We start from the raw sequence: 26,959 nt of genomic DNA on the forward strand, positions 1-26,959 counted from the left end.
GCGCTGATCGCCTCGCCGCTCGCGCCGGTCCTGGCCGAACGCGTCGGCGCCCGGGTGGTGCTGGCGGGCGGCCCGCCGTCACCCCAGCTCGCGCAGCCTGGCCGCGGCCGACTCCGGCGGGATCTCGTTGACGAAGACGTCCATGAGCAGCTCGGAGCCGGCCAGGTGCTTGAGCTTGGCGGGTGTCCTGCGCACCGTGAACAGCTCCAGGTGCAGGGCGAACTCCTCCCGGTCGGAGATCGGTGCCTGGATCCAGGAGGAGATGTAGGGCGCCGGGCCGGCGGCGCCGAACAGCCGGTCGAAGCGGCTCAGCAGGTCGAGGTAGACGCCGGGGAACTCGGCCCGGGCGGCGTCGTCCAGCCCGGTCAGATCAGGCACCCGGCGGCGCGGGTACAGGTGCACCTCGTAGGGCCAGTGCGCGGCGTACGGCACGAACGCCGTCCAGTGCTCGGCCTCGACGACCAGGCGCCTGCCGTCGGACGACTCCTCGGCCACCAGGTCGTCGAAGAGGTTCCGGCCGGTCGCGGACCGGTGCCCGGCCACCGCCGCCAGCACCCGCCGGGTCCGCGGGGTGACGAACGGGTAGGCGTAGATCTGCCCGTGCGGGTGGACCAGGCTCATGCCGGTCTCTTTGCCGCGGTCCTCGAACAGGAACACCTGCTCGACGCCGGGCAGGTGCGACAGCTCGGCGGTGCGGTCGGTCCACACGTCGAGGACGAGCGAGACCTGTTCAGCGGGCAGGTCCGCGAAGGAGCGGTCGTGGTCGGCGCTGAAACACACCACCTCGCAGCGGCCCGCCCCGGGCGCCGCCCGCCACGCCTGGCCGGGCCGGCGCAGCGCGTGCAGGCGCTCGCGGGCGCTTTCTGCGTCGCCGTCGCCGGCCAGGGCCGGGAAGCGGTTCTCGAAGACGGCCACCTCGTAGTCGTCGGCCATGATCTCGCTGTTGCCCTCCGGGGACGGGCACAGCGGGCATTCCTCGGTCGGCGGGTGGTGGGTGCGTCCCTGCCGGTGGGCGGCGATCAGGACCCACTCCTCGCGCAGCGCGTCGTAGCGGATCTCGGTCGTCCTGGCCGGGGCGGTGGCCGGACGCGGGTCCACCGGGTCCCTGACCACGTCGTCGCGGGTGTCGTAGTAGATCAGCTCGCGGCCGTCGGGCAGCTTGGTCGTCGTCTTCCTCATCCGCGCACGCTCCCTTCGGCGGCGGGCCGGGACTGCGGCAGCCCGGCCAGGCTCTCGATCAGCGCGACCGCGCGCCGCGGCCCGTCGTGTCTGCGGTACTCCTCCTGCAACTGGCGGGCGCGGCGGCGGTAGGAGTCCGTGGCGAGCACCGTGCTGACCGCGCGGCGCAGCGCGTCGGCCGACAGGTTGCGGCGGCTGAGCCCGATGCCCACGCCTGCCCAGTCGACGCGGGCCGCGACCTCGTGCTTCTCCTCGGTGGCCGGCGCGACCACGAGCGGGACCCCGTGCGACAGCGCCGTGTTGACCCCGCCGTAGCCGCCGTTGGTGATCATGACGTCCACTCGGGGCAGCAGTTCGAAGTGCGGGACGAACCGCTCCAGCCGCACGTTGGCCGGCAGGGGGCCGAGGTCGAGCGTGTCCGGGGGGACACCCGTGGTCGCCACCACCGTCACGTCCAGGCCGGCCAGCGCCTTGAGGCCCGGCGTCAGCAGCCGGCCGGCGTCGTTGGCCACCGTGCCCTGGGTGAGGTGGACGACCGGGCGGCGCCCGTCCAGCTCGTCCCACCAGGCGGGCGGCTGGAACCCCTGGGGCGGCGGGCCGACGAAGGGCCCGACGAAGTGGGTCTGCGGCAGCATGTCGGTGCGGGGGTACTCGAAGGAGGGCACCGTCCCCATCAGGTACAGGTCGGGTGGGTGGACGATGTTCTCGAACGGGCCGGCGCCGATCGGTCTCAGCCCGGCCCGCGAGCGGGTCACGTCGGCGTCTCTGCGCACCTCCCGCAGGGGTTTCAGCAGCGTGCGGGAGAGCACCTTGAGCGCCCTGTTGCGCAGCCGGCCGGCCGGCGAGGCGGCAGGGGGCAGGCCCAGTCCGAGCGGAGCGGTGTCGCGGCTGCCGAAGATGTAGATGGAGGTGGCCACCCAGGCGATCGGGATGCCGCGCCGTTCGGCGGCGAAGTTGGCGCCGAAGATCGTCTCACCGGAGACGATCACGTCGGCGGGGAACTCGTCCAGGATCTCCAGGATGTCGACCATCTGACCGTAGGCGGCGCGGAAGAAGATGTCGCGGAAGGCCGCGACCATGCTCCGCACGCCGGTCAGCCCCGCGTGGTGCGGGAACGCCTCCTCCCTGGTCCTGCCGCCCCAGTCGTGCCCGCGCGACATGGGCACGAACACGGCCCCGGCGGCCTCGACCTTGGGACGGAAGGCCCGTCCCGTGTACCAGCGCACCTCGTGGCCGGCGCGGACGAGCGCGCGCGCCACCTCCACCATCCCGTTCACGTGACCTTCGCCCGGCGTGGTGGCGACGAGGATCCGTCCCATCGGCTCACGTCCCTTCTCGTCTCGTGGAAGTCCGCGTGTCGCGGAAGTCCACGTCTAGCCCTCGGCGGTGGAACTTCCCTCGAACGGGCCGGCGCCGTTTGACCGGATCTCAAGCGCGATTGCGGACAGTGGCCCCCGAGGCGCCGAACGGCCTCACCTCCCCAACGCCCTGGAGTAGCCGTGCCGAAGGAAAACGCCGAATGGCAGATCATGACGACTGTCGCGGGCATCGGAGTGATCCTGCTGGTCGCGACCATGGTCGTCGTCGTCGTCCGATCAATGCGGCAGCCGGCGGTGATCGGCGAGATCCTGGCGGGCGTCATCCTGGGGCCCAGCGTGCTGGGCCTGTTCCCCGGGGACCTGACGGGGCTCCTCTTCCCCGCCGAGCTGCGGCCGCAGTTGTCGGTCGTGGCGCAGATCGGGGTCCTGCTCTTCCTGTTCGTCGTCGGCTGGGAGTTCACCCCCGCCACCATCCGCGGCCACCGGCGCAGCACGGGCCTGATCTGGCTGTCGTCGATCGTGACCCCGATGCTGCTCGGCGTGGCGATGGCCTGGCTGCTGTACCCGCGCTACGGCGTCGTGGACGGCCGCCAGGTGGGGCTGCTCGGCTTCACGCTCTACCTCAGCGTGGCCATGTCCGTGACGGCCTTCCCGGTGCTGGCCAGGATCATCTCCGAGTACCGGCTGCAGAGCAGCCGGGTAGGCGTGCTCGCCCTCGCGCTGGCCGCCGCCGACGACGTGTTCGCCTGGTGCGTGCTGGCCGCGGTCGTCGCCCTGGTCACCACCAGCGGCTCGGCGGCGCTCATCTCGGTACTGGCCTGGTCGGTGATCTACGTCGTGGCCATGTTCTGGGTGGTGCGGCCGCTGCTGGCCTGGGCGTTCCAGCGGATGAGCGCGGCCCAGCCGTGGCCGGTCATGGTCACCGCCGCGGGGGTCCTGCTGTCGGCCTACGTGACCTCGGTGATCGGCATCCACGCCATCTTCGGGGCCTTCATGTTCGGTCTGGTGATGCCGCGCTCCCTGGCGCCCGCGCTGCGCGCGGCGGTGCAGGTCCCGCTCGAACGCGTCGGCCAGCTGCTGATGCCGGTCTTCTTCGTGGTCACCGGGCTCTCGGTCGACCTGACGACGATCACCGGGATGACGCTGCTGATCACCGTCGGCATCGTGGTGGCGGCCTGCCTGGGCAAGCTGGGCGGGGTCACCGTGGCCGCCCGGCTCAGCGGGCTCAGCCCCAGCGGCTCACTGGTGCTGGGCCTGCTGATGAACACCCGGGGCCTGACCGAGCTCGTGGTGCTCAACGTCGGTCTCGGGCTGGGCCTGCTCAGCACCGAGCTGTTCAGCGCCATGGTCGTCATGGCCGTGGTCACCACGGCGATGGCCGCCCCGTTGCTCTCCCTGACCCTGCGGTCCTCGGCCGCCGTGTCGTCCCGGCCGGATCTGCGTCAGGACGCCGGTCCGGCGGCGCCGGCCCTGCCCACCCACTGATGGAGACGAGAGATGGTGGACTTCGGTTGGAACGCCGAGCAATCGGCCCGCTACGAGCACCTGCTGACCCGGCTGCGCCAGGTGTGCAAGGACTCGCACACCGAGCACCCCCTGGGGGGCCGGCGACGGCACTGGCGCTGCCTCGGGGAGCTGGGCGTGCTCGGCTCCTGCGTGCCCGCCGAGCACGGCGGGCAGGGGCTCGGTGCCCTCGACACGGCCCGGGTGTTCGAGGCGGCCGGGCGGGGCTGCCGCCACACCGGGCTGGTGTTCGGCGCGAGTGCGCACCTGTTCGCCTGCACGATGCCGATCGCCGAGTTCGGCGGGCCCGGCCTGCGCGCCGGGTTCCTGCCGCGCCTGTGCTCGGGCGAGGCGATCGCCGGCAACGCCATGACCGAGACCGAGGCCGGGTCGGACGTCTCGCGCCTGGCCACGAGCGCCCGCCGGGCGCCGGGCGGCTGGGTGCTCAACGGGAAGAAGTCGTTCGTCAGCAACGGGCCCGTCGCCGACGTGCTGCTCGTCTACGCCACCACCGACCCGCGGGCCGGCTACCTCGGGCAGACCGCCTTCGTTGTGGACGCCGGCTCCCCGGGCGTCCGGCTCGGCCCGACGATGCGGAAGATGGGCCTGGACGACTGCGTGGCCTGCGCGGTCCACTTCGAGGACTGCTTCGTCCCCGACGAGCGGGTGCTGGGCGAGCCGGGGCAGGGCGGCCCGATCTTCCAGCGCTCCATGGAATGGGAGCGGGCCTGCCTGTTCGCTGGTTACCTGGGGCTCGCCGACCGCCTGCTGGACCGGGTCAAGGAGCACGCCCGCGCCCGGCGGCAGTACGGCGCGCCCATCTCGCGGCTGCAGGCCGTCTCCCACCGCATAGCGGACATGGCCACCCAGGTCGAGAGCGCCCGCCTGCTGCTGTACCGCGCGTGCTGGCAACTGGATCGGGGCGAGCCGGCGGACCTGGCGATCGCCATGTCCAAGCTGGCCGTCTCCGAAGGGGTGCTGCACAGCGCCCTGGACGCCGTGAGGCTCTTCGGGGCCCGCGGCTACCTGTCCGAGGACGGCATCGAGGCGGCGCTCCGCGACACCGTGCCCGCAGTGATCTTCTCCGGCACCTCCGACATCCAGCGACAGCTCATCGCGAGGGAACTCCACCTGTGAAACTCCATCGGCTGCTCATCGAAAGCGCGCGGCGCACGCCTGAGGCCGTCGCCGTGCACGACCACGACGGCCCGGTGACCTACCGCGCCCTGGACGAACTGTCCGATCTCTACCTGTCCGCCCTGCGCCGGCGCGGCGTCGGCCGGGGCGATCGCGTCGTCATCTGGACCGGCAAGCACGTCCAGGCGATCGCGGTGATGCAGGCGGTGCTGCGCCTGGGCGCCGTCTACGTCCCGGTCGCCGGCGCCAACCCGGCGGCCCGGGTCGCCAGGATCGTCCGCGACGCCGCGCCCGCGCTGGTCGTCACCGACGAGGACGCTCCCGGACGGCTCCCCGCCGGGCACGGCCTGCCGCTCGTCCCCTGGCCGGAGCTGGCCGCCGGCGGCGACGCCGACGCCGGCGGCGGCCGGGGCGAGCTCTCCGCAGGGGGCGACGATCCCGCCTACATCCTTTACACCTCAGGCTCGACCGGCACGCCCAAGGGGGTGTGCCTGAGCCACCGCAACGCGCTCGCGTTCGTCGAGTGGGCGGTGCGGGAAGTCCGGGTGGGGGCCGGTGACCGGCTCTCCAACCATGCGCCGTTCAACTTCGATCTGTCGGTTTTCGATCTGTATGCCGCTTTCGCGACGGGGGCCTCGGTCCACCTCGTGCCTCCGGCGAGCGCCTACGCCCCGCACCAGCTCACGGACTTCCTCCACGAGCGCGCCATCACCGTCTGGTACTCCGTCCCCTCCGTCCTGACCCTGATGTGCCGCGAAGGGGGCCTGCTGGACCGGGAGCCGCCGCCGGGGTTGCGCGCCTGCGTCTTCGCCGGAGAGCCGTTCCCCCTGCAGCACGTGCGGGCGCTGCGCAAACACTGGCCCGGCGTCCGGCTGCTCAACTGGTACGGGCCGACGGAGACCAACGTCTGCACCTCCTACGAGGTGAGCGACGCGGACCTGGACCGCGACCGGCCGCTGCCCATCGGGCGCGCCTGCGCCGGGGACACGGTCACGCTGTCGTCCCCGGACGACGACGGAGTCGGGGAGATCGTCGTCGAGGGGCCGACCGTGATGCTGGGCTACTGGGGCGGCGAGAGGTTGACGGGCCCCTATCGGACGGGCGACTTCGGCCGTCTGGACGCCGACGGCGAGCTGCATTACGTCGGGCGGCGCGACCACCTGGTCAAGGTCCGCGGCAACCGGGTCGAGCTGGGCGAGATCGAGACGGCCCTGGGAGGGCTCGGCTCCGTCGCCGAGGTCGCCGTGCTGGCCGCCGGGGAGGGGGATCACGCGCGCCTGTACGCGTTCGTCGTCCCTGCGCCCGGCCGGCGCCCCTCCCTCTTGGAGGTCAAGCGTCACTGCGCGGGGCTGCTGCCCCCCTACATGAACGTCGACCGCCTGCGGCTGCTGGAGACGCTGCCCAGGACCCCGAACGGGAAGACCGACCGAGCTCTGCTGCTGGCCATGACGGAGGAGGGCGGCCCTCGATGAGCGGATGGGAGATGTTGCCGATGGCCCTGGCCGGACCCGAGCCGTGCGCGACGCACGTGTTCCCGATGAACGGCGCCACCCAGGAGCGCGCCGAGGAGCGATTGCCGTCGGTGGACGCCGACACCTTCCGCACGGTCATGGGCTCCTTCGCCAGCGGCGTCTGCGTGGTCACCACCACCGGCGGCGACGGATCACCGCGCGGGTTCACCTGCTCGGCGGTGTGCAGCGTGTCCGCCGACCCGCCGCTGCTGCTGTCGTGCGTGAGCAACAAGAGCGGCACGCTCACCGCCGTGCTGGCCAGGGGCAGGTTCGCGGTGAACATGCTGGACCATCGGGCCAGGCGGGTCTCCCAGGTCTTCGCCTCCCCGGTCCCGGACAAGTTCGACCGGGTGCGCTGGGACCGCGGCCCGGTCAGCGGGATGCCGGTGCTGGCCGACGTCGTCGCCTACGCCGAGTGCGAGCTGGAGCGGGCGGTGACCACGGGCGACCACACGCTGCTGGTGGGCCGGCTGGTCGGCGGAAACCTGCGGTCCCACCGCCACCCCCTGGCCTACTGGCGCGGCGGCTACGCCGAAGTCCTGCGCTGAGGTCCTGCGCTGAGCTCCTGCGCCGGGCCAGGCGAAAGACGCCGGGCCGGCTCCCTCGGGCAGGGAGCCGGCCCGGCGCATTTCCGTGCCCTTCTCAGTGCATCGCGTTTCAGTGCATCGCGGGAGGCGGCACGTTGGTGAGGTTCTCCTTGGTCATCATCGTCCGGAACTCGGCGGGCGCCACGGTCTTCGACCACAACAGCATGCGCAGCCGTCGCGCCGTGGAGAAGTGGTAGTAACGGGCGTCCGGATCGGCGAACCGGTAGACCGGCGGCACGAACGGCGCCCGGCGCAGCAGTGTGAACAGGCGGCCGGCGCAGGCGCTCGCCGAGCGCGTGCCGGCCTCGACCTCGGCCAGCTCTCCGAGCGCCCGGTCCAGCAGCCCGGGCAGCCCGTCAGGCGGGCGGAACCAGAACGCGTCGTCCCCGAAGCGCTCCACCTCCTCCCAGCGCCCCAGCGCCAGGCACCGGTTGCGGGCGCTCTTGAGCGACAGGGCCGAGAGCATCGACCACAGCAGCCACACCCGCGAGTAGGCGTTCCACAGCCGGAAGTCGGTGGTGGCGGTGCGGGCGCCGGCGAGCAGCCGGTCGTTGAAGTCGACCAGCCGCTCCTGGAACAGCGCCGCGCGCCGCAGCGCCGGTGTCGACCAGTCGTCGCGCCGCGCCGCCTCGACCAGCGCCGGCGCCAGCGCGTGGACCATCTCGGCCGTCATGGTGACGTCGCGTGACAGGAACAGGTCGTTGCGGCTGAAGGTGCGGTCGAACAGGAACCACCCCTCGCCGAACGCCGGTCCCGCCGTGCGCTGCCAGACCCGGGCGGCGGTCCACGGCCGGGCGGCGACGGCGTCCTTGAACGAGCGGGCCAGGGTGGGAAAGCGGCGCACCAGCTCGCGGAATGCCTGCTCGGGCTCGCCCGGCAGGTCCGCGTACCGCCCCGGGTCCAGGCTGAGCACCACGCTGGTCAACGGGTTGACCGGGTCCTCGCCGTTGCCGAAGTGGGCCAGCTGGAGCCACCCGCCGGGGAACAGGTGGCTGATCGTGCCCATGGACCAGTCGGTGGCGCTGACGTAGTCCGCCTGCCGCACGCACTGCTCGAACGGCCGCACCCCGTACATGTGCGTGGCCAGCACCCGCGACCGGGAGAGCAGTTTCGGCGCCGCGTCCTCGGCCCCCAGCCGTCGTACCAGCGGGGAGCCCGCGCCGCTGCCGTCCACGACGAACCGGGCGCGGTGCAGGGAGCCGTCGGCCAGCAGCACGTCGGCGCCGCCGGCGCCGACGCGCACGTCCGCGACCGCGGGACGGTGCGGCACGACCACCGCGCCGTAGCGCCGGGCGATCGTCCAGGCGTGCTGGTCGACGTGCGGGCGATACAGGTGCCACTCGGCGTGCTCGCCCGGGACGTTGAACTGCACGGCCTGTTCGGGGACCTGCTGGCGGCCCTCGCTGTGGTGCAGGAAGCCCAGGCTGCGTTTGATCCCGCTGGAGCGCCGGATCTCCGACGGCAGCGCGCTGGTCAGCCCGAAGGCGGCGAGCTCGGGGATGTCGAAGCGGCGGGCGAGAGTGAAGAAGACCTCCGCCGTGTACGGCACCGTCGTCTCCCCGGCGAACTCCTCCTGCCCGGGGGCGGCGTCCACGAGGAGGACGCGCACTCCCTGCTTGGCCAGGATCGCCGCGAGCACGGCGCAGCCCAGGTGGGTGCCGAGGACGGCGACGTCGAATGGGGTGCTGGGAGTTTCCACGGTCATCGCGAGTTGCCTCCGGTGGTCAGAACAGCTTGCGTCCCTTGAGGAAGCGGGACTTCAACGCCGCCTTCCCGGTCTCGATCATGAGCGTGCCCAGCTCGGGGTCGGCCTCGGTCTTCGCCCAGCGCGCCATCTTGAAGAACGTCTTGGGGCCGGGGCTGATGAAACGCACGTCCCGCTCGGCGAAGCCGAAGTGCTTGGGCCAGAAGTCGGCGCGGTGCATCTGGTCGTACAGGTCGTCGGCCGCCTCGCGCGGGCTGAGGTGGCCGGCCTCGACCGCGTCCACCTGTTCGACCATGCTGTCGTAGGCCTTGGCGAAGCCGTCGTTGAAGCCCCAGTAGTGCCCGAGGTGCGGCGCCTTCTCCAGTTCCCTGAAGTGCTTGTCGTCGCCGTCCTGCGCGAACCGGCTGAGCGCGCGCTGGATCTGGTAGCAGCCGGCGTTCGCGCCCCAGGCCCAGAAGCGGAACACCGCGGTCCACAGGTCGTACTCGCGCCAGGAGATGAAGGCGGCGTTGACCAGCGAGTCGTTGTAGTCGAACAGCTTCTGCTGCAGGCGCTCGACGAACGCGAAGCGCTCGGCGGAGAAGTCGTCCTCCTTGATCGCGGCCAGCAGCCGCCAGGCCAGCGCGTGCACCGCCTCGGCGGTGTTCGACAGGCCGCGGGAGAACAGCGGGTCGATGAAGCCGGCCGCGTGCGAGAGCAGGAACCAGCGGTCGCCGGCGCAGCGGCTGGAGGAGTACTGCAGCCGCGGCGTGGACACCCACTCGCGCACCGCCTTGGCCCCCTCGAACTGCCGGGCGATGTCGGGGTAGGGCGCGGCGAGCGCGTAGAAGTCCTCCTCGGGGGTCAGGTGCTCGGGCTTGGGGTAGGTCCGGGGGTCGACGGTCATGCCCACGCTGCACAGCGGGTTGGTCGACCACTTGTTGTTGTCGAAGGCGATCACCCACGCCCAGCCACGCTCGAACATGTGGTGGACGGTGCCCTCGTACCAGGGGAACGGCGGCCGGTTCTCCTTGCCGTGCCGGAACAGGTCGTCGGTCGGAGTGACGTCGAGCATGTGGTTCCAGACCGAGCGCGAATGGTGCTTGAGCCGGCACGGGTTCTCCCGCAGGCCGAACTTGTCCGCCACCGGGGAACGGAAGCCGCTGGCGTCCACCAGGTAGCGGGCCCGGTACTGCGCGTCCGGGCCGGTGACGGTGACGCCGGAGTCGTCGAAGTCGATCTGCTCGACCCGGAAATTCTGCCTCGCCCGGCAGCCGTACTTGATCGCGACGTGGAACAGGTAGGCGTCGGTGTCCTGGCGGAAGTAGTGTGCGGCCTCGTTGAGCAGGTTCTTCGGCGTGTTGAACTCGTTGGTCTCGCGCGGGTTCTGCGGCTGACCCTCATGGTGCAGCAGGAACCCGAAGTGCCGCTTCACGCCGAACCGCTCCCCGAGCGTCTTCCTGGTCTGCGTGAAGGTGGCCAGCGCCTTGATCTCCGGGACGTCGTAGCGGTCGGCCAGGGCGCGCAGGTAGAGCAGGGTGTAGGGGATCGTGGACTCCCCGACCGCGAACCTGGGGTGCGAGGCGGCGTCCACCAGGAGGACCTTCGCGCCGTGCCGGGCCAGGATCGCGCCCAGCAACGTGCCGGCGATGCCCGATCCCAGGATCGCGACGTCGTAGAAGGTCTTCTCCATGCTGCTGTTTCTCATCGTGGCGATTCCTCTTCTCGGTGGGCGGACGTCAGTGGCGAGGGCTGAGCCGGGTGCGGACCACGCCCGCGATGGCCCCGCGGATGACCGCGCCGATGTGCGGCGGGGCCTGGGTCCTGCCCCAGCGGGCGGCGGCCAGCATCTTGGGCGGCGTGGCGTGGAAGAAGTGGTTGGCCGGGTCACCGAGGTTGAAGACCGGCGGGATGTAGTCGGCGTCCTCGATGTGGTGGAAGATCTTGGCGGCGGCGGCCGACGGGCTCAGCGAGCCGTTCTCCACGGCCAGGCACAGCTCGCGGGTGAGCGGGCCGAACCGGTTGAACTGGTCGCTGATGGGGAACGGGGAGCCAGGATGGTCGCTCTGCTCCAGCTCGCGGAAGAGGCCGTCGTCGCCGGTGCGCAGGAACGCGGTGTGGGCGTTCTCCAGGACCAGCGTGCCCAGCACGGTGCCGATCTTCCAGGTGCGGTAGACGGCGTTCCACAGCTCGTAGTCCCTGAACCCGACGAAGGAGCTGTAGACCAGGTCGTCATGGACGTCGAAGAGGCCCTGCTGCAGCGTCTCGACGTAGGAGAAGCGCTCGGTGGACCAGTCGTCCTCGCGGGCGGCCGCGATCAGCCGCCAGGCCAGGGCGTTGACCACGTCCAGGGTGTTGGTGAGCCCGCGCGAGTACAGGGCGTCGATGAAGCCGGCCGCGTGCGAGGTGAGGCAGAAGCGGTCGCCGACCAGGCGCTTGGCGGAGTACTGCAGCCGGCCGGTCGACACCCACGGGCGGGTGGCGACGGCGTCGGTGAACTGCCAGGCGATCTCGGGGAAGCGCTTGAGGAAGCCGTCGAACTCCCGCTGGGGGTCCGGCTCCTCCTGGGGGAAGCGCCGGGGGTCGAGCGTGAGCCCCACGCTGCACAGCGGGTTGGTCGAGCCGGGGTGGTTGTCGAAGGGGATGACCCAGAGCCAGCCGCCGTCGAAGACGTGGTGGAGCGTGCCGTTGTGCCAGGGGCTGGGCTGGCGGTGCAGCGCTGCCGCCGGGGCCGCGTCGAACGGGCGCACCCCGATCATGTGGGTGAACAGGCTGCGGGAGTGGTGGCGGGCGCGGGTGGGGTTCTCGCGCAGGTCGAAGCGGTCGGCCAGCGGCGAGCGGAAGCCGCCGGCGTCCACCACGTACTTGGCGCGGAAGCGTTCCCCGCCCGCCGCGCGCAGCTCGACCCCGGCGTCGGGGTCGATGTCCACCTCCTCGATACGGGTGCCGGGCCGGGGGTGGGCGCCGTGGCGGACGGCGACGGCGAACAGGTAGGCGTCGGTGTCCTGGCGGTAGAGGTGGGACTCGGTGCGCAGGGCGGTGGGAATCTTGAGCTGGTTGATCTCCTCCGGGTTCTGCGGGCGCCCTTCGCGGTGGTAGACGAACCCGAAGTTCTGCTTAATACCGGAATTTCGCGAAATATGACGCTGTATGCCTTTGAAGCTGGCTAATGCCCCGATCTCCGGCACGCGGTAGCGGTCGGCGATGATCCGCGTCATGGCGGAGGTGTAGGGAATGGTCGACTCCCCCACCGCGAATCGCGGATGGGTGCCCTGATCGACCAGCAGCACCTCCACCCCGTTGCGGGCCAGGACGGCGGCGAGCATCGAGCCCGCCATCCCGCTGCCCAGGATCGCCACGTCGTACTGGCCGGACGTCTTGCCGCGCCTGGTCCCTGTCACCTGTCGTCACTCCCAACCTCGGTAGCGGACACGTCGAACGCGTGGTGCTGTGCTGCCTGCCGGAGCAGGAGCGTGTCCCACTCGGCGGCGTCGGTGGCGAAGAAGTCCTTGGCGGGGCAGTCGATCCGCAGGTCTCGCCGCACCCGCTTGATCAGCTCCATCACCATCAGCGAGTCGATGCCCAGGTCGAGCAGGCGGAACTCGGTGTCGAGCCGCGACCGCTCCAGGCCGAGGATCTGCGCGAGCTGGTCACGCAGGTAGCCGGAGACGACGGCCGGCCGCTCGTCCGGCGGGCAGCCGCGCAGCTCCGCCAGCACCGGTGCCGCCTCGCCCGCCGGCTCCTCGGCCGCCTGGGCCGCCTCGACCTGCTCCAGCACGGGCTTGGGGCCGCGGATCTCCAGCGTCGCCTTGTAGGTGGGCCAGTCCGCCGCGCACACCACCGGCTGGACCCGGTCCGCCCCCAGCAAGGCGCCCAGCAGCCGGAGCCCCTGCCCGGCGGGCAGCGCCCGCAGCCCGCTGGCGGCCAGAAACGAGCGGACGTCCGCCCCGTACAGCTTGGACGGCAGCTCCCACTGCCCCCAGTCCACGCTCAGACCGGGCAACCCGCGCGCGCGGCGGTCCTGGGCCAGGCCGTCGAGAAAGGCGTTGGCGGCGGCGTAACCGGCCAGGTAGAGAGAGCCCCAGGCGGCAGCTATGGAGGAGAAGCCGAGAAAGAAGTCCAGCTCCGACTCCCGGGTGGCGCGGTGCAGCGCCCACCCGCCCAGCACCTTGGGCCGCCAGACCGCCGCGTAGCCCGCCCGGTCCACCTCGGCGAGAACCTGGGGTCTGGACACGCCGGCCGCGTGGACCACGCCGCGCAGCGGCACGCCGCCGGCCTCCAGGCGGGCCACGGCCGCGCGGACCGCGGCGGCGTCGGCCACGTCCGCCGCCTCGACGGTGACCTCGGCGCCGAGCGCCTCCAGGGCTCGCACCACGGCGATCCGCTCGGTCTGCGCCGCCGCCAGGCCAGGGTCGTCCCAGCGCTCCCGGTCCGGCAGCGCCGTCCGGCCGAGCAGCACCAGCCGCCGAGCGCCGTGCCCGGCCAGCCATCGGGCCACCGTGACGCCGATTCCGCCGAACGCCCCGGTGACCAGGTAGGCCCCGTCGGCGCGGATGGGCGGCGCCGCCTGGAGCCGCTCGGCCGGCAAGGGTCGCCGGACCAGCCGGCACACCAGCGCCCGGGCCTCACGCAGGGCGATCTGGTCCTCCGCGCTGTGCACGAGTGCGTCGAGCAGGCGCCCGGTCCCGTCGGCCGGTCCGGCCGGGTCCAGGTCCACGGCGCCGCCCCACAAGCCCGGATGTTCCAGCGCGATCACCCGGCCCAGCCCCCATAGCCCGGCGGCCGCCGCCCGGTGCTGCCGCCGGCCGGGGGCGGCGGGCACCGCGCCGCGCGTGACCAGGTGCACGGTGACGCCCGGCCGCTCGCGCAGCGCCTGGACGACCTCGACGGCCAGCAGCTCGGCTTGGTCGCGGAAGGCCACCAGCGCGTCCTCGTCGGCCTCGTCCAGGTCGGGCGCGTCGAGCCCGGTGAGGACGACGACCCGGTGCGGCCGCGCCTCGGCGAGCAGCCCCGCCACGCCCACCCCGGGCGCGTGGCGGACCAGCCGCGGGCGTCCGCCTTGCTCGCGCACCTGCTCGGCCAGCCGCTCGGCGACGCCGTGGCCGTCGCGGAACAGGAGCCAGCGCTCACCGTCGAGGCCGCCCGCCGCGGGCAGGGGCGCCTCCTGCCAGTCCAGCTCGAACACCAGCTCGGCAGGGTCGCGCCAGCGCGCGGCGGCCTGTTCGCCCGGCTGCGCCGTCCGCAGCCCGGTGACCCGGCCGCTCACGCGACCGCCGGCGGTGCGGAACTCGGCCTCGGCGCTCCGCCTGCGTACTCGCACGCTCGCCACGGGCGGGCCCGGGTCCCAGGCCAGTGTCTCGAATCCGGCCGGCGTGGCCGTCTCCGCGCCGCTCAGCGCCACGGCGGCGGCCACCAGCGGATGACGCTCACCGGCCGGCACCACCACGTCTTCGTCGCCGTCGATCCCGTCGCTCTCCCTGACCGCGCCGCCGTGGAGCACGCCGCGCGCGTGCAGGCGCCAGGGGGCCGACGCCGCCGCCTCGCCGTCGTCGCGGCCCCTGACGGTGAACGCGGCCGGGCCGTCGCCGTCCCGCTCGACCGTGACCTGAAGGGTCTGACCGGCGGCCACCGGCTCGGCCAGCTCCACAGCGGCGGCCCGGTGCCAAACGCCGCCGAACGCATCCGCCGCGGCCTGCCTGGCCAGCTCGACCAGCCGCTCCAGCCCCGCCTCGGCGTCCGCGGCGACCTCATAGGTGGGGAGCGCGACCGGCAGCCGGACGCCGGGGCCCGATGCGCCGGGCCGCCCGCGCATGACCGGGGCGCCCGGCTCCACCTCCGTGAACCAGTGCCGCGTCCGGTCCCACACGTGGGTGGGCAGCGGCACCCGATCGAACCCGGCTCCCCCGTGGACGGCGGCCCAGTCCACCGCGACGCCCCGCAGGTGCAGGGCGCCCAGCGCGGCGATCGTGCGCCGCCGTCCGTCATGGTTCTTGCGCAGGGACGGCAGCCAGAGGCAGCCGGGATCGTCCAGGGCCCGGGCGCCGAGGCCGAGCAGCACCGGCTGCGGGCCGATCTCCAGGAAGGTGCGCAGGCCGTCGCGGTGCAGCCGGCGGATCCCGTCGTGGAAGCGGACCGGCGCGAGCGCGTGCCGCACCCAGTACTCCGGGTCGCGCTGCTCCTCACCCCACTCGTCGCCGGTCACGTTCGACAGCAGCCGGATCTCCGGTTCGTGATGCCTGACGCCTCTGGCCACCGCGCGCAGGTCGTCCAGCATCGGCTTCAGCAGCGGCGAGTGGAAGGCGTGGGACACCTTCAGCAGGCGGTGCTTGACCCCCTCGGCCGCCAGTGCGTCGGTGATCCGGGCGACCTCGCGGGCCGGGCCCGCGATGACGGTGTCGGCGGGGCCGTTGACCGCCGCCACCGAGACCAGCTCCTCGAACCCCTGGATCGCCCGCAGCGCCCGCTCCTCGTCGCAGACCAGGGTCGCCATGACGCCACCCGCGGGAAGGGCCTGCATGAGCCGGCCGCGGGCGGCGACGAGCTCGACCGCGTCGGGCAGACTGAGCACCCCGGCCACGCAAGCCGCGGTGATCTCCCCGACGCTGTGCCCCATGACGACGGCGGGCCGCACCCCCCAGGACATCCACAGCCGCGACAGCGCGTACTCGACGGCGAACAGCGCCGGCTGGGTGTTGCCGGTCAGGTGGATCGGGGAGCCCGCGTCGTCCGGCAGGTCGAGCAGCGCGGCCAACGGCTGGTCGAGCAGCGGGTCCATCAGCTCGGCGACGCGCTCGATCGCCTCCCGGTAGGCCGGCTCGGCGCGCAGATCCTCGCCCATGCGCCCGTACTGGGCGCCCTGGCCGGTGAACAGCCAGGCCAGGCCGCGGTTGCGGTGCGGCGCGAGCGCAACGCCCGTCCAGCCGTCGTCGTGCTCGCCGCGGCCGAACGTCTCCAGCGCCCGCGCCAGCTCCGCGGACGAGTCGCCGACGACGGCCAGCCCCTTGGCCATCCTGCCGCGCCCGCTCTGGCTGGTGCGGCAGACGTCCTCGATCGACCCGGTGCCCGGCGTCCTGAGCCAGGAGGCGTACGCCTTGGCCAGCTCGCGCAGGCTGCCCTCGGTGCGCGCCGACAGCGTCAGCACGCCGTGCTCGCGCCGCGGCCCGGACGCCTGGGCGGGCACCGGACGCGGCGGCGGCTCGGTGACCACGGCGTGGGCGTTGGTCCCGCTGGCGCCGAAGCTGCTGATCCCGCCCGCGCGCACGCCGCCGCGCACCGGCCACGGCCGTCCCTCGTCGGCGACGCGGACGTGCAGCCCTGACCAGTCCACGTTCGGGTTGGGGTCGGTGAAGTGCAGATGCGGCGGGATCTCCCGGTGGTGCAGGGACAGCACCACCTTGAGCAGCCCGGCGACGCCCGCGGCGGCCTCCAGGTGGCCGATGTTCGTCTTGACCGAGCCGACCAGGAGCGGGGCGGCGCGGCTGTGCGCCTGCCCGATGACCGCCTGCAGCGCGCGCAGCTCGATCGGGTCGCCGAGCGCGGTTCCCGTGCCGTGGGCCTCCACGTAGTCGATGTCGGCCGGGGTCAGGCCGGCCTGCTTGAGCGCGTCCCTGATGACGGCCTGCTGGGAGGCCGGATTGGGCACCGTCATGCCGCTGCTGCGCCCGTCGTGCGCGACGGCGGTGCCGCGGATGACCGCCAGCACGTGGTCACGGTCCCGCTCTGCGTCGGAGAGCCGCTTGAGCACCACGATGCCGGCGCCCTCGCCGCGCCCGTACCCGTCGGCGGCGGCGTCGAAGGTCTTGCACCGCCCGTCGGGCGCCAGCCCGCGGAACTTGCTGAGCAGCACGAACGAGTACGGGCTGAGCATGAGGTTGACGCCGCCCGCCAGCGCCATGTCGCACTCGCCGAGCCGCAGCGCCTGGCACGCGTCGTGCAGCGCCACCAGGGACGACGAGCAGGCGGTGTCCACGACCTGGCTCGGCCCCATCAGCCCGAGGACGAACGAGATCCGGCCGGCGGTGAAGCTGGGCTCGCCCATGAGCTGGTAGGCGTCCACGTCGGCGGGGTCGCCGCGCTCCTGCCGCAGCCGGACGTAGTCGGTGGTGCTCACCCCGAGGAACACGCCGGTGGCGCTGCCGGTGAGGGAGTCCGGCGCGTACCCCGCGTGCTCAAGGGCCTCCCAGGCGACCTCCAGGGCGAGCCGCTGCTGGGGGTCCATGCCGATGGCCTCGCGCGGGGAGATGCCGAAGACCTCGGGCTCGAACCGGTCCACCTGGTCGACGAAACAGCCGTGGCGCACGTAGGTGGTGCCGGGCCGGTCGGGGTCGGGGTCGTACCAGGCCGCCAGGTCGGCGCGGCCGGCGGGGAACTCGCTCACCGCGTCGGTTCCGTCGCTCAGCAGCTTCCAGAACGAGTCGGGCCCGTCGACGCCGCCGGGCAGGCGGCAGCCCGCCCCGACGACGGCGATCGGCTCCGGCGCGGACCCGCCTGCGGCGAGCCTGCCCTCCAGCTGTTCGATCACCCGCAACGCCTCGATGAGCCGGGCGCGAAGGTCGGCCTGTGTCATTCGTCGCTTCCCTTCGACGAGATCGGGTAGTGACCCGAGTCAACGTGCGGCTGCTCAAAGATGGCTTGAACCCCCGCGACCGGGGCCTCGGCCGATCGCAGCCGGGCCGAGGAGCCGGCGAGCACGTCCGCGACCCGGGCGGCGAGCGCGTCGTCGCTCAGCGCGGCGAGCTCGTCCACGGCGTCGTCCACGGTGTCGTCCACAGCCGGCGCCTCGTCCAGGCCGGCGACGATGAACTGGGCGAAGGAGCGGGGGGTGGGGCATTCGAAGAGGACGGTGTTGGGCAGGTCGATGCCGAGCGCCGCCTCGGTGGCGAGCTTGAGCCGCAGTGACAGGACCGAGTCCATGCCCATGTCGAAGAAGCCCTGGTCAGGATCGATGTCGTCGGCCCCGCCGAGCACCTCGGCGACCAGGTCGAGCAGCGGTGGCAGCAGCGCCTCCACCCGCGCCGGCGCGGGCGTGGCCCGGATGCGGCGCAGCAGCGCGGTCTCCACGGGCGGCCCCGGCTCCGATCCGCTGCCGGGCGGCCCGTCTGCACGCGGTCCGGCGGCCGGCGGCGGTGGCGTCTCGACGGCCTCCACCCAGTGCCGCGTGCGCTGCCACGGGTAGGCGGGCAGGGAGAGCACCCGCGGACGGGCAGGAGCCAGCCGCCCCCACTCAAAGCGCGCCCCCCGCACGTGCAGGGCGGCCAGCACATCGAGCGCCTCCGCCCCGCCGTCGGCCCCGACCCCACCGCCGGCTCCGGTGGCGGTTGGGGCTCCTGGATGGGCTGCCTCGCCGGTCAGGCTGACCGCGCACCCGTGCTCACCGAGGTCGAGCACCAGCTCGAACCCGGCGGCGGCGGCCAGGTCGGGGAAGGAGGCGACGCCGCCGGCGCGCGGCGGCGTCCCCTCGGCGAACGCCCGGGCCAGCTCCGCGACGGTGAGCTCACCGGCCGCGAAGGCCGCCAGGTAGGGACCGACGTCCGGAGGCGCAGCCACGGCGGCGGGCACCACGCCCAGCGCCCGCCACAGGCGAACGGCCGCCACGTGCCGAGCCAGCACCTCGATTCCCGCCGGCGACTCCGCCCCGGTCCCCGGCGCCGTCCCCGGCGCGTTTCCGGGGGCGGTTCGCGGCGGGTTTCCGGGGGCGGTTCGCGGCGGGTTTCCGGAGGCGGTTCGCGGCGCGGCCACGGTGCGTAGTTCGGTCTCGGTGCGCTCCAGGATGCGCGTCGCGTCGATGCCCGGCAGCTCCCGCGTGACCTCGGCGAACCACTGCCGGCTCGGCGGGCTGGCACGGTGGTGGAACAGGACGGGGCGCTCCTCCCCCGCGGGCACGTGCCCGCGGTGCGGCCCCGCGCCCAGCGCCTCGGCCAGCTCCCGGACGGTCCGTCCCACCACGGCGATCCGGTGCTCGTGGTGGATCCGTCGGGCGACGGAGGTCCAGCACAGGTCCGCGCGGTCCGCCTCCGGCGTGGCGGCCAGCCGCTCGCGCAGCCGCGAGACGGCCTCCTCCAGCGCGGGCGCCGTCCGGGCCGAGACCGCCAGCAGCGCCGGGCCGGTCCCGGCGGCCGTGGACCTCTCGCCGGCGGGCGGCGGCTCCTGGACGAGGACATGGGCATTCGTACCGGTGAACCCGAAGGCGCTCACCCCGGCGACACGCGTGCCGGACGCCCTTGGCCAGGGCACCTGCTCGGTGGTGACGCGCAACGGGAGCCGGTCCCAGGCGAGCTGCCGCGTCGGCACCTCGCAGTGCAGGTGGGCGGGGATCACCTCGCGGTCGAAGGCGAGCAGGACCTTGATCAGGCCGATGACCCCGGCGGCGGCCTCCAGATGACCGATGTTGGTCTTGACCGACCCGACGAGCAGCGACCGTTCCGCGGTGCCCTCCGGGCGGAGCGCGGCGGCCAGGGCCCGCAGTTCGATGGCGTCGCCGAGCCTGGTTCCGGTGCCGTGCGCCTCGACGTAGCCGACGTCCGCGGCCCGCAGCCCCGCCTGGCGCAGCGCATCGCCGATGACCTCCTCCTGGGCGGCACCGCTGGGCACGGTCAGTCCGCCGCTGGCGCCGTCCTGGTTGACCGCGCTGCCGCGGATGAGGCCGAACACGCGGTCGCCGTCGCGCAGCGCGTCGGACAGGCGCTTCAGCACGACCACACCCGCGCCCTCGCCCCGGCCGTAGCCGTCGGCGGCGTCGTCGAACGTCTTGCACCTGCCGTCCCTGGACAGCGCGCCGCCGGCCGACATGGCACGGAAGATCGTCGGCGTGGCCATCACGTTCGCCCCGCCCGCGACGGCGACCCCGCTCTCGCCCAGCCGCAGGCTCTGGCAGGCCAGGTGCACCGCGGTGAGCGAGGAGGAGCAGGCGGTGTCGACGGCCAGGCTCGGCCCGCGCAGCCCCAGCAGGTACGACAGCCGCCCGGCCGCCCCGGAGAAGGAGTTGCCGGTCCCGTAGTACAGGTCGACCTCGGCGCCGCCGCCCAGCAGGAGCTGCTGGTAGTCGGTGGAGTTGAGGCCGACGAACACCCCCGTGCGGCTGTCGCGCAGCTCTCGCAGGGTGAGGCCGGCGTGTTCGAGTGCCTCCCAAGCGGTCTCCAGGAAAAGCCGCTGCTGCGGGTCCATGCTGCGCGCCTCCCGGGCCGAGACCCGGAAGAAGCCGTGGTCGAAGCCGTCCACCGCGTCGAGGAAGCCGCCGCGCGTGGTGGCGACGGCTCCCTCGGCGAACAGGCGCTCGGCGTCCCAGCGCCCGGGCGGGACGGGTCCGGTCGCGTCCCGGCCGTCGCTCAGCAGGGACCAGAAGGCGTCGCTGTCCTGCGCGCCGGGGACCCGGCAGGCGAACCCGACGACCGCGACGGGGTCATCACCGGTCCACGCTCCATCCGCCGCCTGTGACGCCGTTCCGGACGCGACACCCGACGCGCCGCCCGACGGGCCGGGTGTGGTCCTCGCCGTAGCGGTCCGCGGTCCCGCCACCGCGGCGCTCTCCCGTTCCGGTGCCGACGTGGCGGTCGCCGGTTGCGTCGCCGATCGCGACAGGTGCTCGGTCAGCGCGGCGAGGGTGGCGTGGGAGAGTACGTCGGCGGCGTCCAGCGGCCGGCCCGTCACCCGGGTCAGCCCTTCGGCGAGCTCCGCCGCGCCGACCGAGTCGAGTCCCAGCTCGACCAGCCCGCGCCGTTCGGGGAAGCGCGTGCCTTCGGGGTGGCCGAGCACCCGCGCGAGCAACGCGTGCGCGGCGGCCCGCACGTCCGCCGCCTGTGACGCCGTTCCGGACGCGGCACCGGAGGCCGCCTCGGGGACGGCCTCGGGCCCGGCCACCGGCGCCGTCCCGGAGGCGACACCGGACGGTCCGGGTCCTGGGCCCGCCAGGGCGGGAGAGGGCGCGGACTGCGTTCCCCGCTCCACCCCCGCCAGCCAGTGACGATCGTCGGCCCAGCGCGGCGGCGGCAGGCTCACCGCGCGGACCGGCCCGTTCCAGACCCGGGCCCAGTCGACGGCCACGCCCGCGACGTGCAGCCGTGCCCGCGACCGGGCCAGCATCGCGGGGCCGCTCTCGCCGCGCACCAGCGAGCCCACCACGATCCCGCGCCGGCCGCGTCTGGCCAGCGCGTCGCGGACCGGGCGGGACAGCACCGGATGCGCCCCGATCTCCACGAACGCGGCGTCACGCTCGGCCAGCAGACGATCGATCGCGGGCCAGAACAGAACGGGCCGGCACAGGTTGCGCTCCCAGTACTCGGCGTCCGGCACGCCACCCGACGTCCCCGGATCGACCGTGGACAGGAAGGGGATCGCCGGCGCGGACGCGGCCAGGTCGGCCGTCGCCTGCCTGAGCCGCCGGCCGTAGGGCCGCATCAGAGGTCCGTGCGAGGGGTACTCGACCGACAGAGCGACGGCCCCGACCTTCTCCCGCTGCCAGTCGCGCACGGCCCGTGCGACGTCCTCGGCCGGGCCGCTGACGACGACCGAGCGCGGGCCGTTCACCGCCGCGACCGACACCTCCGGGGCGCGCCGGGCCAGCCACTCCCGGGCGGCGTCGGCGCCCAGGTCGACCGAGGCCATGGCGCCGCTCCCCTTGGCCTGCTCCAGCACCGTGCTGCGCTCGACGATCAGCCGCGCGGCCACCGGCAGCGACAGCGCCCCGGCCACGCACGCCGCCGCGATCTCGCCCATGCTGTGCCCGACGACCGCCGCCGGCCGCACTCCCCAGGAGCGCCACAGCCCGGCCAGGGCGAGCTGGAGCGCGAACAGCGCCGGTTGTCCGGTCGCGGTCGCCTGCAACCGGGCGGGGTCCGGGTCGCGCAGCACGTCCACCACCGACCAGCCGCTGTGCGCGCGTAGTTCGGCGTCGCACTCGTCGAGGATGTCGCGGAAGACGGGATTGTCGTCGTAGACGTCCATGCCGGCCCTCGGCCATTGCGCGCCGTGCCCGGAGAAGGCGTACACCACGGGGGCCTCGGCGAGCCGCGCCGCGCCGGTCATCACCGCGCTGTTCCTGTCGCCGCCGCGGAAGTCCGTCAGCCCGCCGCGCACCTGCGCCGCGTCGGCCCCGACGACGGCCAGCCGGTGCTCGCGGTGGGTACGGCGGGCCGCGGCGGCCCCGGCCGTCCCGTCCAGATCGGCGTCGTCGCGCAGCAGGTCCAGGTAGTCGTCCGCGAGCTCGCGCAGCCCTTCGGCGGTGGAGGCCGAGATCAGCAGGGTCGCCGGGCCGGCGGGCGCGGACGGCGACGCCGGCTCGGCGGGGCTCGCCGCGCCGACCACGACGTGCACGTTCGTCCCCGACAGGCCGAAGGAGCTGACGCCCGCCACCCCGGGCCCGCGCAGCGGGACGTTCTCCTTGGGCACCTCAAGCCCGCTGTCGGCCCAGTCGATCATCGGGGTCGGGGTGTCGAAGTGGATCTGCCGCGGCACGACGCGGTGCTGGACCACCAGCAGGGCCTTCAGCAGGCCGGCCACGCCCGCGGTCGCGTCCAGATGCCCGAAGTTGGCCTTGAGCGAGCCGACGAGCAGCCGGTCCCCGGCGGCCCTGCCGCTGCCCAGGACGGCGGCCAGGGCCGACAGTTCCAGCGGATCGCCCAGGGGCGTGCCGGTGCCGTGCGCCTCCACAAAGCCCGGCACGCCGGCGTCCACGCCGGCCGAGGCCAGCGCGGCGCGCAGGAGGTCCTGCTGGGCCACCGCGCTCGGCACGGTCAGGCCCGCGCTGCGCCCGTCGTGGTTGACGGCACTGCCGAGGATGACGCCGTAGATCTGGTCGTGGTCACGCACCGCGTCGGCGTACCGCTTGAGCACCACGACCGCGCACCCCTCGCCGCGGACGATGCCGTCGCCCCGCGCGTCGAACGGCCGGCACCGCCCGCTCGGCGAGAACGCCTGGACCTTGCTCATGAAGATCGACAGCTCCGGCGTCAGCAGCGCGTTGACGCCGCCGGCCAGCGCGGTGTCCACCTCACCGTCGCGCAGAGCGCGGCAGGCCAGATGGACGGCGGTCAGCGAGGAGGAGCAGGCGGTGTTGACCGTCATGCACGGCCCGCGCAGGCCGAAGACGTAGGCGATCCGGCCGGCCGCGAAGCTGAACTCCTTGCCGGTGGCGAAGTGCGGCCCGATCGCCGCGGCGCCTGCGGTCTTGGTGTGCAGCAGGAGGTAGTCGGAGCCGAGCATTCCCAGGTGGACGCTGGTCCGGCTGCCCTCCCACCGCTGCATCGGCACGCCGGCGTCCTCCATCGCCTCGGCGGTCACCTCCAGCAGCACCCGCTGCTGCGGGTCCATCTCGGCCGCCTCGCGCGGGGAGATGCCGAAGAAGGCGGCGTCGAACCTGTCGATGTCCGGCAGGAAACCGCCCTGGTCGGAGGTGATCGCGCCCGGCCGTCCGCGATCGGCGTGGTGGAAGCCACTGCCCCAGCGGTCGGCGGGCACCCGCTGCAGGACGTCCTTCCCGTCGCGGAGCGCGCGCCAGAACGCCTGCGGCGTCCGCACCCCGCCGGGGAAGCGGCATCCGACTCCGACCACCGCGACGTCATCGGGTCTCGGCTGCGTCGCGTATCCGGGCATCCGGGCTCCTCTCCGACCGGCGGGCTTCCGGTCGAGTCAGGGATGTTCTTATGCTGAAAGGGAGTGCGCAGATGTCGTTGACCGTCTCCCAGGCCGCTAGGGCGAGACTTGAACGCGCGGCGGCCGTGGGCGCCTGAAGGAAAGGACCACCACGGTGGATCTGCGTGCTGTCTCGAACCCGGCCGCGCCTGTCCCGGCCTCGGCCACGCCCCGGCTGACGCTCTACTGCCTGCCCCACGCGGGCGGGGGCGCCGCCCACTTCCATCGCTGGCGGGCCGTCCTGCCCGACGTCGAAGTCGTCCCGCTGGAACTGCCCGGCCACGGCGGCCGGCTGGCGGAGCCGGTGGTGACGGACCTGGACGCGCTCGTCGAGCTGCTGGTGGGCGAGCTGTCGGCCGCGCCGTTCGCGCTGCTCGGGCACAGCTTCGGGGCGCTGGCCGCCTACGAGCTGGCCAGGCGCGCCCGCGCGGCGGGCAATCCGCCCGCGGTGCTCATCGTCTGCGGGCGCAACGGGCCGGACACCCCGCCGGTCGAGAGCCGTCTGCACACGCTGCCGGACGATGAGCTGCTGGCCCGGCTGCGGCGCCTGGGCGGGATCCCCGACGAGGTGGCCGGGCAGGCGGATCTGCTCCGGCTCTACCTACCCGCGATCCGCGCCGACCTGGCCATGGCGCACGAGCACCGCGGGGCTGCCGGCCCGGCGCTCGACATCCCCGTCGCGGCCTTCGGGGCCAGGGACGACGTGCTGACCGAGCCCCGCCTGCTGGCCGCGTGGGCGCGGCAGACCACCGGGCCGTTCGAGCTGACGCTGCTACCGGGGTCGCATTTCTTCCTGCACGCACCGGCCTTCGTCGCCGCCCTGCGCGACCGGCTTGGGCGGCTGCCGGCCGCCGCGTAGCCCACTGGCAGCCGCGTAGGTCGCCGCGTGGCCTCCCGTGGCCGCCGCCCAAGCAAGACTCCAGCCGGACGTCCGAGCATGGCCGGCATGGAGCAGACACATCCGGACCTTCAGCGGGCGCCGGCCGGCGCCGTCGACCGCTCGCGGATCAACGCCGCGATCACCGATTACGTCAAGGTTCAGTTCCTCGACGAGGCCGAGCCGCTGTCCGAGCTCGACCAGGAGACCCCGCTGCTGGAGTGGGGGATCCTCACCAGCCTGAACACCACCATGCTGCTCAGTTTCATCCGCAGCGAGCTGGGGGTGCCCGTTCCGCTCACCCACATCACCTGGCGGAACTTCCAGAACGTGCGGGCCATCACGGACATGGTCTGCGAACTGTCCGCCCAGAACGCCTGACCCGGGTCGCCTCAAGAGGAAGGAAGAGCACGTGGACGCCGTTTTCGACATCGGCATCATCGGCGGTGGCCCGGGAGGCGCGACGGCCGCCGCGTATCTGGCCAAGGCAGGTCTTTCCGTCGCCGTCTTCGAACGCGAGACGTTCCCCCGGGAGCACGTCGGGGAGTCCCTGGTCCCCGCGACCACTCCGGTGCTGATCGAAACGGGCTGCATGGAGAAGGTCGAGCAGGCGGGATTCCCGCGCAAGTACGGCGCGGCGTGGACCTCGACCGAGCAGCGGGACATCGACCAGATGGGCTTCCGCAACCTGACCAACGGCTTCCGCTCGGCAGAGGTGCTCTTCGCCGAACGCGACCAGTTGGGGGTCGACCGCGACTACACCTTCCACGTCGACCGGGGGCTGTTCGACCAGATCCTGCTGAAGAACGCCGAGAGCCTGGGCGCGAACGTCTTCCAGGGGGTTTCGGTGGGCGAGGTCGACTTCTCCGCGGAGCTGCCGGTCATGCACGTCCGGCTCGGCCGCCTGACCACGCCCGTACCGGTGCGCATGGTGGTGGACGCCAGCGGCCGGCGCACCCACCTCGGCAACCAGCTCAGGACGAAGGTCGTCGACCCGGTCTTCAACCAGTACGCCGTGCACACCTGGTTCGACGGGCTGGACCGCGGCGCGCTGACGGTGAACAAGGAGCAGTCCGACTTCATCTTCATCCACTTCCTGCCCGTGGCCGACACCTGGGTCTGGCAGATCCCCATCACCGACACCATCACCTCGGTCGGTGTGGTGAGCCAGCGCTCGCGCCTGCGCTCCTTCGACGGCGACCGGGAGAAGTTCTTCTGGGGCACCGTCGCCAGCCACCCCGGCCTGCTCGACGTGCTGAAGAACGCCGAGCAGGTCAGGCCGCTGAAGGCCGAGGGCGACTACAGCTACGGCATGAAGCAGATCATCGGCGACCGGCACGTGCTCATCGGCGACGCGGCGCGCTTCGTCGACCCGATCTTCTCCAGCGGCGTGAGCGTGGCGCTCAACAGCGCCCGTCTGGCCTCGCAGGACATCATCGCCGCTGCCGAGGCGGGCGACTTCGGCCGGCACCGGTTCACCACCTACGAGTCCACCCTGCGCCGCGCCATGCGTAACTGGTACGAGTTCATCTCCATGTACTACCGGCTCAACATCCTGTTCACCGCCTTCGTCCAGGACGACCGCTACCGCATCGACGTGCTGAAGATGCTGCAGGGCGACGTGTACGAGGACGAGCCCGAGATCCTCGCCACGATGCGCGAGGTCGTGCGGACCGTGGAGGCGGACCCGCACCACCTCTGGCATCCCTACCTGGGTAACCTCCGGGCCCCCGCCGCGGCGCCCGGATTCTGAGCCGCCCGGGGTCCTGAGCGCGCCCGTGGGCCGCCCCGCGAGCGGCCCGTGACGGCCGTCAGCCGTCGGCGCGGTTCCACCGGCGCTGCTCGCGCAGCGCGCCAGGACGTCGGCTTCCGAATCCACATCACCGTGGGCCCCTGCCTGTTGTCGGTCCCGCGCCCTGAATGCCTCGTGACCAAGGGGCGAGGAGTACACGCTGTGGGCGATGTTCAAGCCACCTGCGGACGTGCGAGCCGTCACCGTACAGATCCCGGCTTCGAACCATCCCCGACTTGCCCATCCGATGACATCGCGTGGTGCACGGCGGAGTTTCTGCCTCCATGCGAAAGAAGATCTATGGCGTCACGAAGGTCATTCGTCCCCCGGGATCCCAGCCGCACATTGCCCAGGTCCAGCATCTGGGCTTCATTGTTCGCAGTCCCACCAACGCCCCTTCAGGGCGAACAGCCCTCGTCACCGAATCGGCGTCAAGATCGCCTTTGTAGTCCAGATCCGGTCCGCTCCTCCCCCGCAGGCCCATCTGCCGCTCGCCGCCGTCGGCGGCTTCTCTGCCAGCGGGTATACGGATTCGAATATCGGTCGTCCCGTGATATCGATATTGGACAGTTCAGATGTCGCGTGATCTCCTCTGCGCATGAAGAAGGCAATCCCCCAGGCCCTCCGTTCCGGGCTGGGCGTCATCGTTTTCACCTCACTCCCCCTCCTCTGTGCTCCCTCGTACGCGGCCACCGCCTCAGCCGGCGCCGCCACTGTGGCTGTCGAGGTGCGGCCGGGAACGACC

The 26,959-nt window shown here is 73.1% G+C and carries 14 protein-coding genes; 7 read left to right on the forward strand and 7 right to left on the reverse strand.

Annotated features, from left to right (window positions below; all coding sequences use genetic code 11):
- Nucleotides 1–78: 78 nt before the first annotated feature.
- The gene (gene galT, locus ACWEJ6_RS26155) at nucleotides 79–1,179 is read right to left on the reverse strand and encodes a galactose-1-phosphate uridylyltransferase (RefSeq protein WP_452426887.1); all 1,101 of its coding nucleotides are present in this window, start codon (nucleotides 1,177–1,179) and stop codon (nucleotides 79–81) included.
- Nucleotides 1,176–2,498, reverse strand: coding sequence for a glycosyltransferase (locus tag ACWEJ6_RS26160; protein ID WP_387665635.1), 1,323 nt, complete (start codon nucleotides 2,496–2,498; stop codon nucleotides 1,176–1,178). Before ACWEJ6_RS26160 ends, galT begins: the two co-directional genes overlap by 4 nt.
- A gap of 180 nt (nucleotides 2,499–2,678) precedes the next feature.
- Between ACWEJ6_RS26160 and ACWEJ6_RS26165 the strand changes: the two genes are divergently transcribed.
- From ACWEJ6_RS26165 to ACWEJ6_RS26180, 4 genes are read left to right on the forward strand one after another with little or no spacing between them, the layout of a single operon-like run.
- Nucleotides 2,679–3,983: a cation:proton antiporter domain-containing protein gene (locus ACWEJ6_RS26165; RefSeq protein WP_452426889.1), complete on the forward strand. Its 1,305-nt coding sequence runs from the start codon at nucleotides 2,679–2,681 to the stop codon at nucleotides 3,981–3,983.
- A gap of 12 nt (nucleotides 3,984–3,995) precedes the next feature.
- Entirely contained in the window at nucleotides 3,996–5,138 is a 1,143-nt protein-coding gene (locus ACWEJ6_RS26170) for an acyl-CoA dehydrogenase family protein (RefSeq protein ID WP_452426891.1), read from the forward strand.
- On the forward strand, nucleotides 5,135–6,610 hold the full coding sequence (locus tag ACWEJ6_RS26175; RefSeq protein WP_452426893.1) for an amino acid adenylation domain-containing protein: 1,476 nt from the start codon (nucleotides 5,135–5,137) through the stop codon (nucleotides 6,608–6,610). The genes ACWEJ6_RS26170 and ACWEJ6_RS26175 overlap by 4 nt, the downstream gene beginning before the upstream one ends.
- Nucleotides 6,607–7,197, forward strand: coding sequence for a flavin reductase family protein (locus tag ACWEJ6_RS26180; protein ID WP_387665624.1), 591 nt, complete (start codon nucleotides 6,607–6,609; stop codon nucleotides 7,195–7,197). The genes ACWEJ6_RS26175 and ACWEJ6_RS26180 overlap by 4 nt, the downstream gene beginning before the upstream one ends.
- Before the next feature lie 109 nt (nucleotides 7,198–7,306).
- On the opposite strand, the gene ACWEJ6_RS26185 is transcribed toward ACWEJ6_RS26180, so the two are convergent.
- Genes ACWEJ6_RS26185 through ACWEJ6_RS26205 form a run of 5 tightly spaced genes read right to left on the reverse strand, consistent with a single transcriptional unit; the run spans nucleotide 7,307 to nucleotide 23,506 of the window.
- On the reverse strand, nucleotides 7,307–8,941 hold the full coding sequence (locus ACWEJ6_RS26185; protein ID WP_452426895.1) for an NAD(P)/FAD-dependent oxidoreductase: 1,635 nt from the start codon (nucleotides 8,939–8,941) through the stop codon (nucleotides 7,307–7,309).
- Nucleotides 8,942–8,960: 19 nt separating this feature from the next.
- Nucleotides 8,961–10,628, reverse strand: a complete 1,668-nt coding sequence (locus tag ACWEJ6_RS26190; protein WP_387665618.1) for an NAD(P)/FAD-dependent oxidoreductase — start codon at nucleotides 10,626–10,628, stop codon at nucleotides 8,961–8,963.
- Between the two features lie 31 nt (nucleotides 10,629–10,659).
- Nucleotides 10,660–12,321 carry an NAD(P)/FAD-dependent oxidoreductase gene (locus tag ACWEJ6_RS26195; protein ID WP_452426898.1) on the reverse strand — a complete coding sequence of 554 codons (1,662 nt, stop codon included), beginning with the start codon at nucleotides 12,319–12,321 and terminating at the stop codon, nucleotides 10,660–10,662.
- Complete coding sequence (locus ACWEJ6_RS26200; RefSeq protein WP_452426900.1) at nucleotides 12,318–17,486, reverse strand: type I polyketide synthase; 5,169 nt, start codon at nucleotides 17,484–17,486, stop codon at nucleotides 12,318–12,320. Before ACWEJ6_RS26200 ends, ACWEJ6_RS26195 begins: the two co-directional genes overlap by 4 nt.
- Nucleotides 17,483–23,506, reverse strand: a complete 6,024-nt coding sequence (locus ACWEJ6_RS26205) for a beta-ketoacyl synthase N-terminal-like domain-containing protein (protein ID WP_452426902.1) — start codon at nucleotides 23,504–23,506, stop codon at nucleotides 17,483–17,485. Before ACWEJ6_RS26205 ends, ACWEJ6_RS26200 begins: the two co-directional genes overlap by 4 nt.
- A gap of 154 nt (nucleotides 23,507–23,660) precedes the next feature.
- Between ACWEJ6_RS26205 and ACWEJ6_RS26210 the strand changes: the two genes are divergently transcribed.
- The 3 genes from ACWEJ6_RS26210 to ACWEJ6_RS26220 all read left to right on the forward strand — a co-directional run bounded on the left by ACWEJ6_RS26210 (nucleotide 23,661) and on the right by ACWEJ6_RS26220 (nucleotide 26,175).
- Nucleotides 23,661–24,404, forward strand: a complete 744-nt coding sequence (locus ACWEJ6_RS26210; RefSeq protein ID WP_452426904.1) for a thioesterase II family protein — start codon at nucleotides 23,661–23,663, stop codon at nucleotides 24,402–24,404.
- An 87-nt stretch (nucleotides 24,405–24,491) separates the two neighbouring features.
- Nucleotides 24,492–24,803: a hypothetical protein gene (locus ACWEJ6_RS26215; RefSeq protein ID WP_387665605.1), complete on the forward strand. Its 312-nt coding sequence runs from the start codon at nucleotides 24,492–24,494 to the stop codon at nucleotides 24,801–24,803.
- A 31-nt stretch (nucleotides 24,804–24,834) separates the two neighbouring features.
- Entirely contained in the window at nucleotides 24,835–26,175 is a 1,341-nt protein-coding gene (locus tag ACWEJ6_RS26220) for an NAD(P)/FAD-dependent oxidoreductase (protein WP_452426906.1), read from the forward strand.
- Nucleotides 26,176–26,959: the final 784 nt, after the last annotated feature.

The sequence above is a fragment of the Nonomuraea sp. NPDC004702 genome (assembly GCF_053601695.1).

Coding starts and splice junctions, on each gene's coding strand:
- ACWEJ6_RS26205 (WP_452426902.1), bottom strand. CDS start 23,506: ATGCCCGGATACGCGACGCAGCCGAGACCCGATGACGTCGCGGTGGTC.
- ACWEJ6_RS26190 (WP_387665618.1), bottom strand. CDS start 10,628: ATGAGAAACAGCAGCATGGAGAAGACCTTCTACGACGTCGCGATCCTG.
- ACWEJ6_RS26160 (WP_387665635.1), bottom strand. CDS start 2,498: ATGGGACGGATCCTCGTCGCCACCACGCCGGGCGAAGGTCACGTGAAC.
- ACWEJ6_RS26180 (WP_387665624.1), top strand. CDS start 6,607: ATGAGCGGATGGGAGATGTTGCCGATGGCCCTGGCCGGACCCGAGCCG.
- ACWEJ6_RS26200 (WP_452426900.1), bottom strand. CDS start 17,486: ATGACACAGGCCGACCTTCGCGCCCGGCTCATCGAGGCGTTGCGGGTG.
- galT (WP_452426887.1), bottom strand. CDS start 1,179: ATGAGGAAGACGACGACCAAGCTGCCCGACGGCCGCGAGCTGATCTAC.
- ACWEJ6_RS26185 (WP_452426895.1), bottom strand. CDS start 8,941: ATGACCGTGGAAACTCCCAGCACCCCATTCGACGTCGCCGTCCTCGGC.
- ACWEJ6_RS26215 (WP_387665605.1), top strand. CDS start 24,492: ATGGAGCAGACACATCCGGACCTTCAGCGGGCGCCGGCCGGCGCCGTC.
- ACWEJ6_RS26170 (WP_452426891.1), top strand. CDS start 3,996: ATGGTGGACTTCGGTTGGAACGCCGAGCAATCGGCCCGCTACGAGCAC.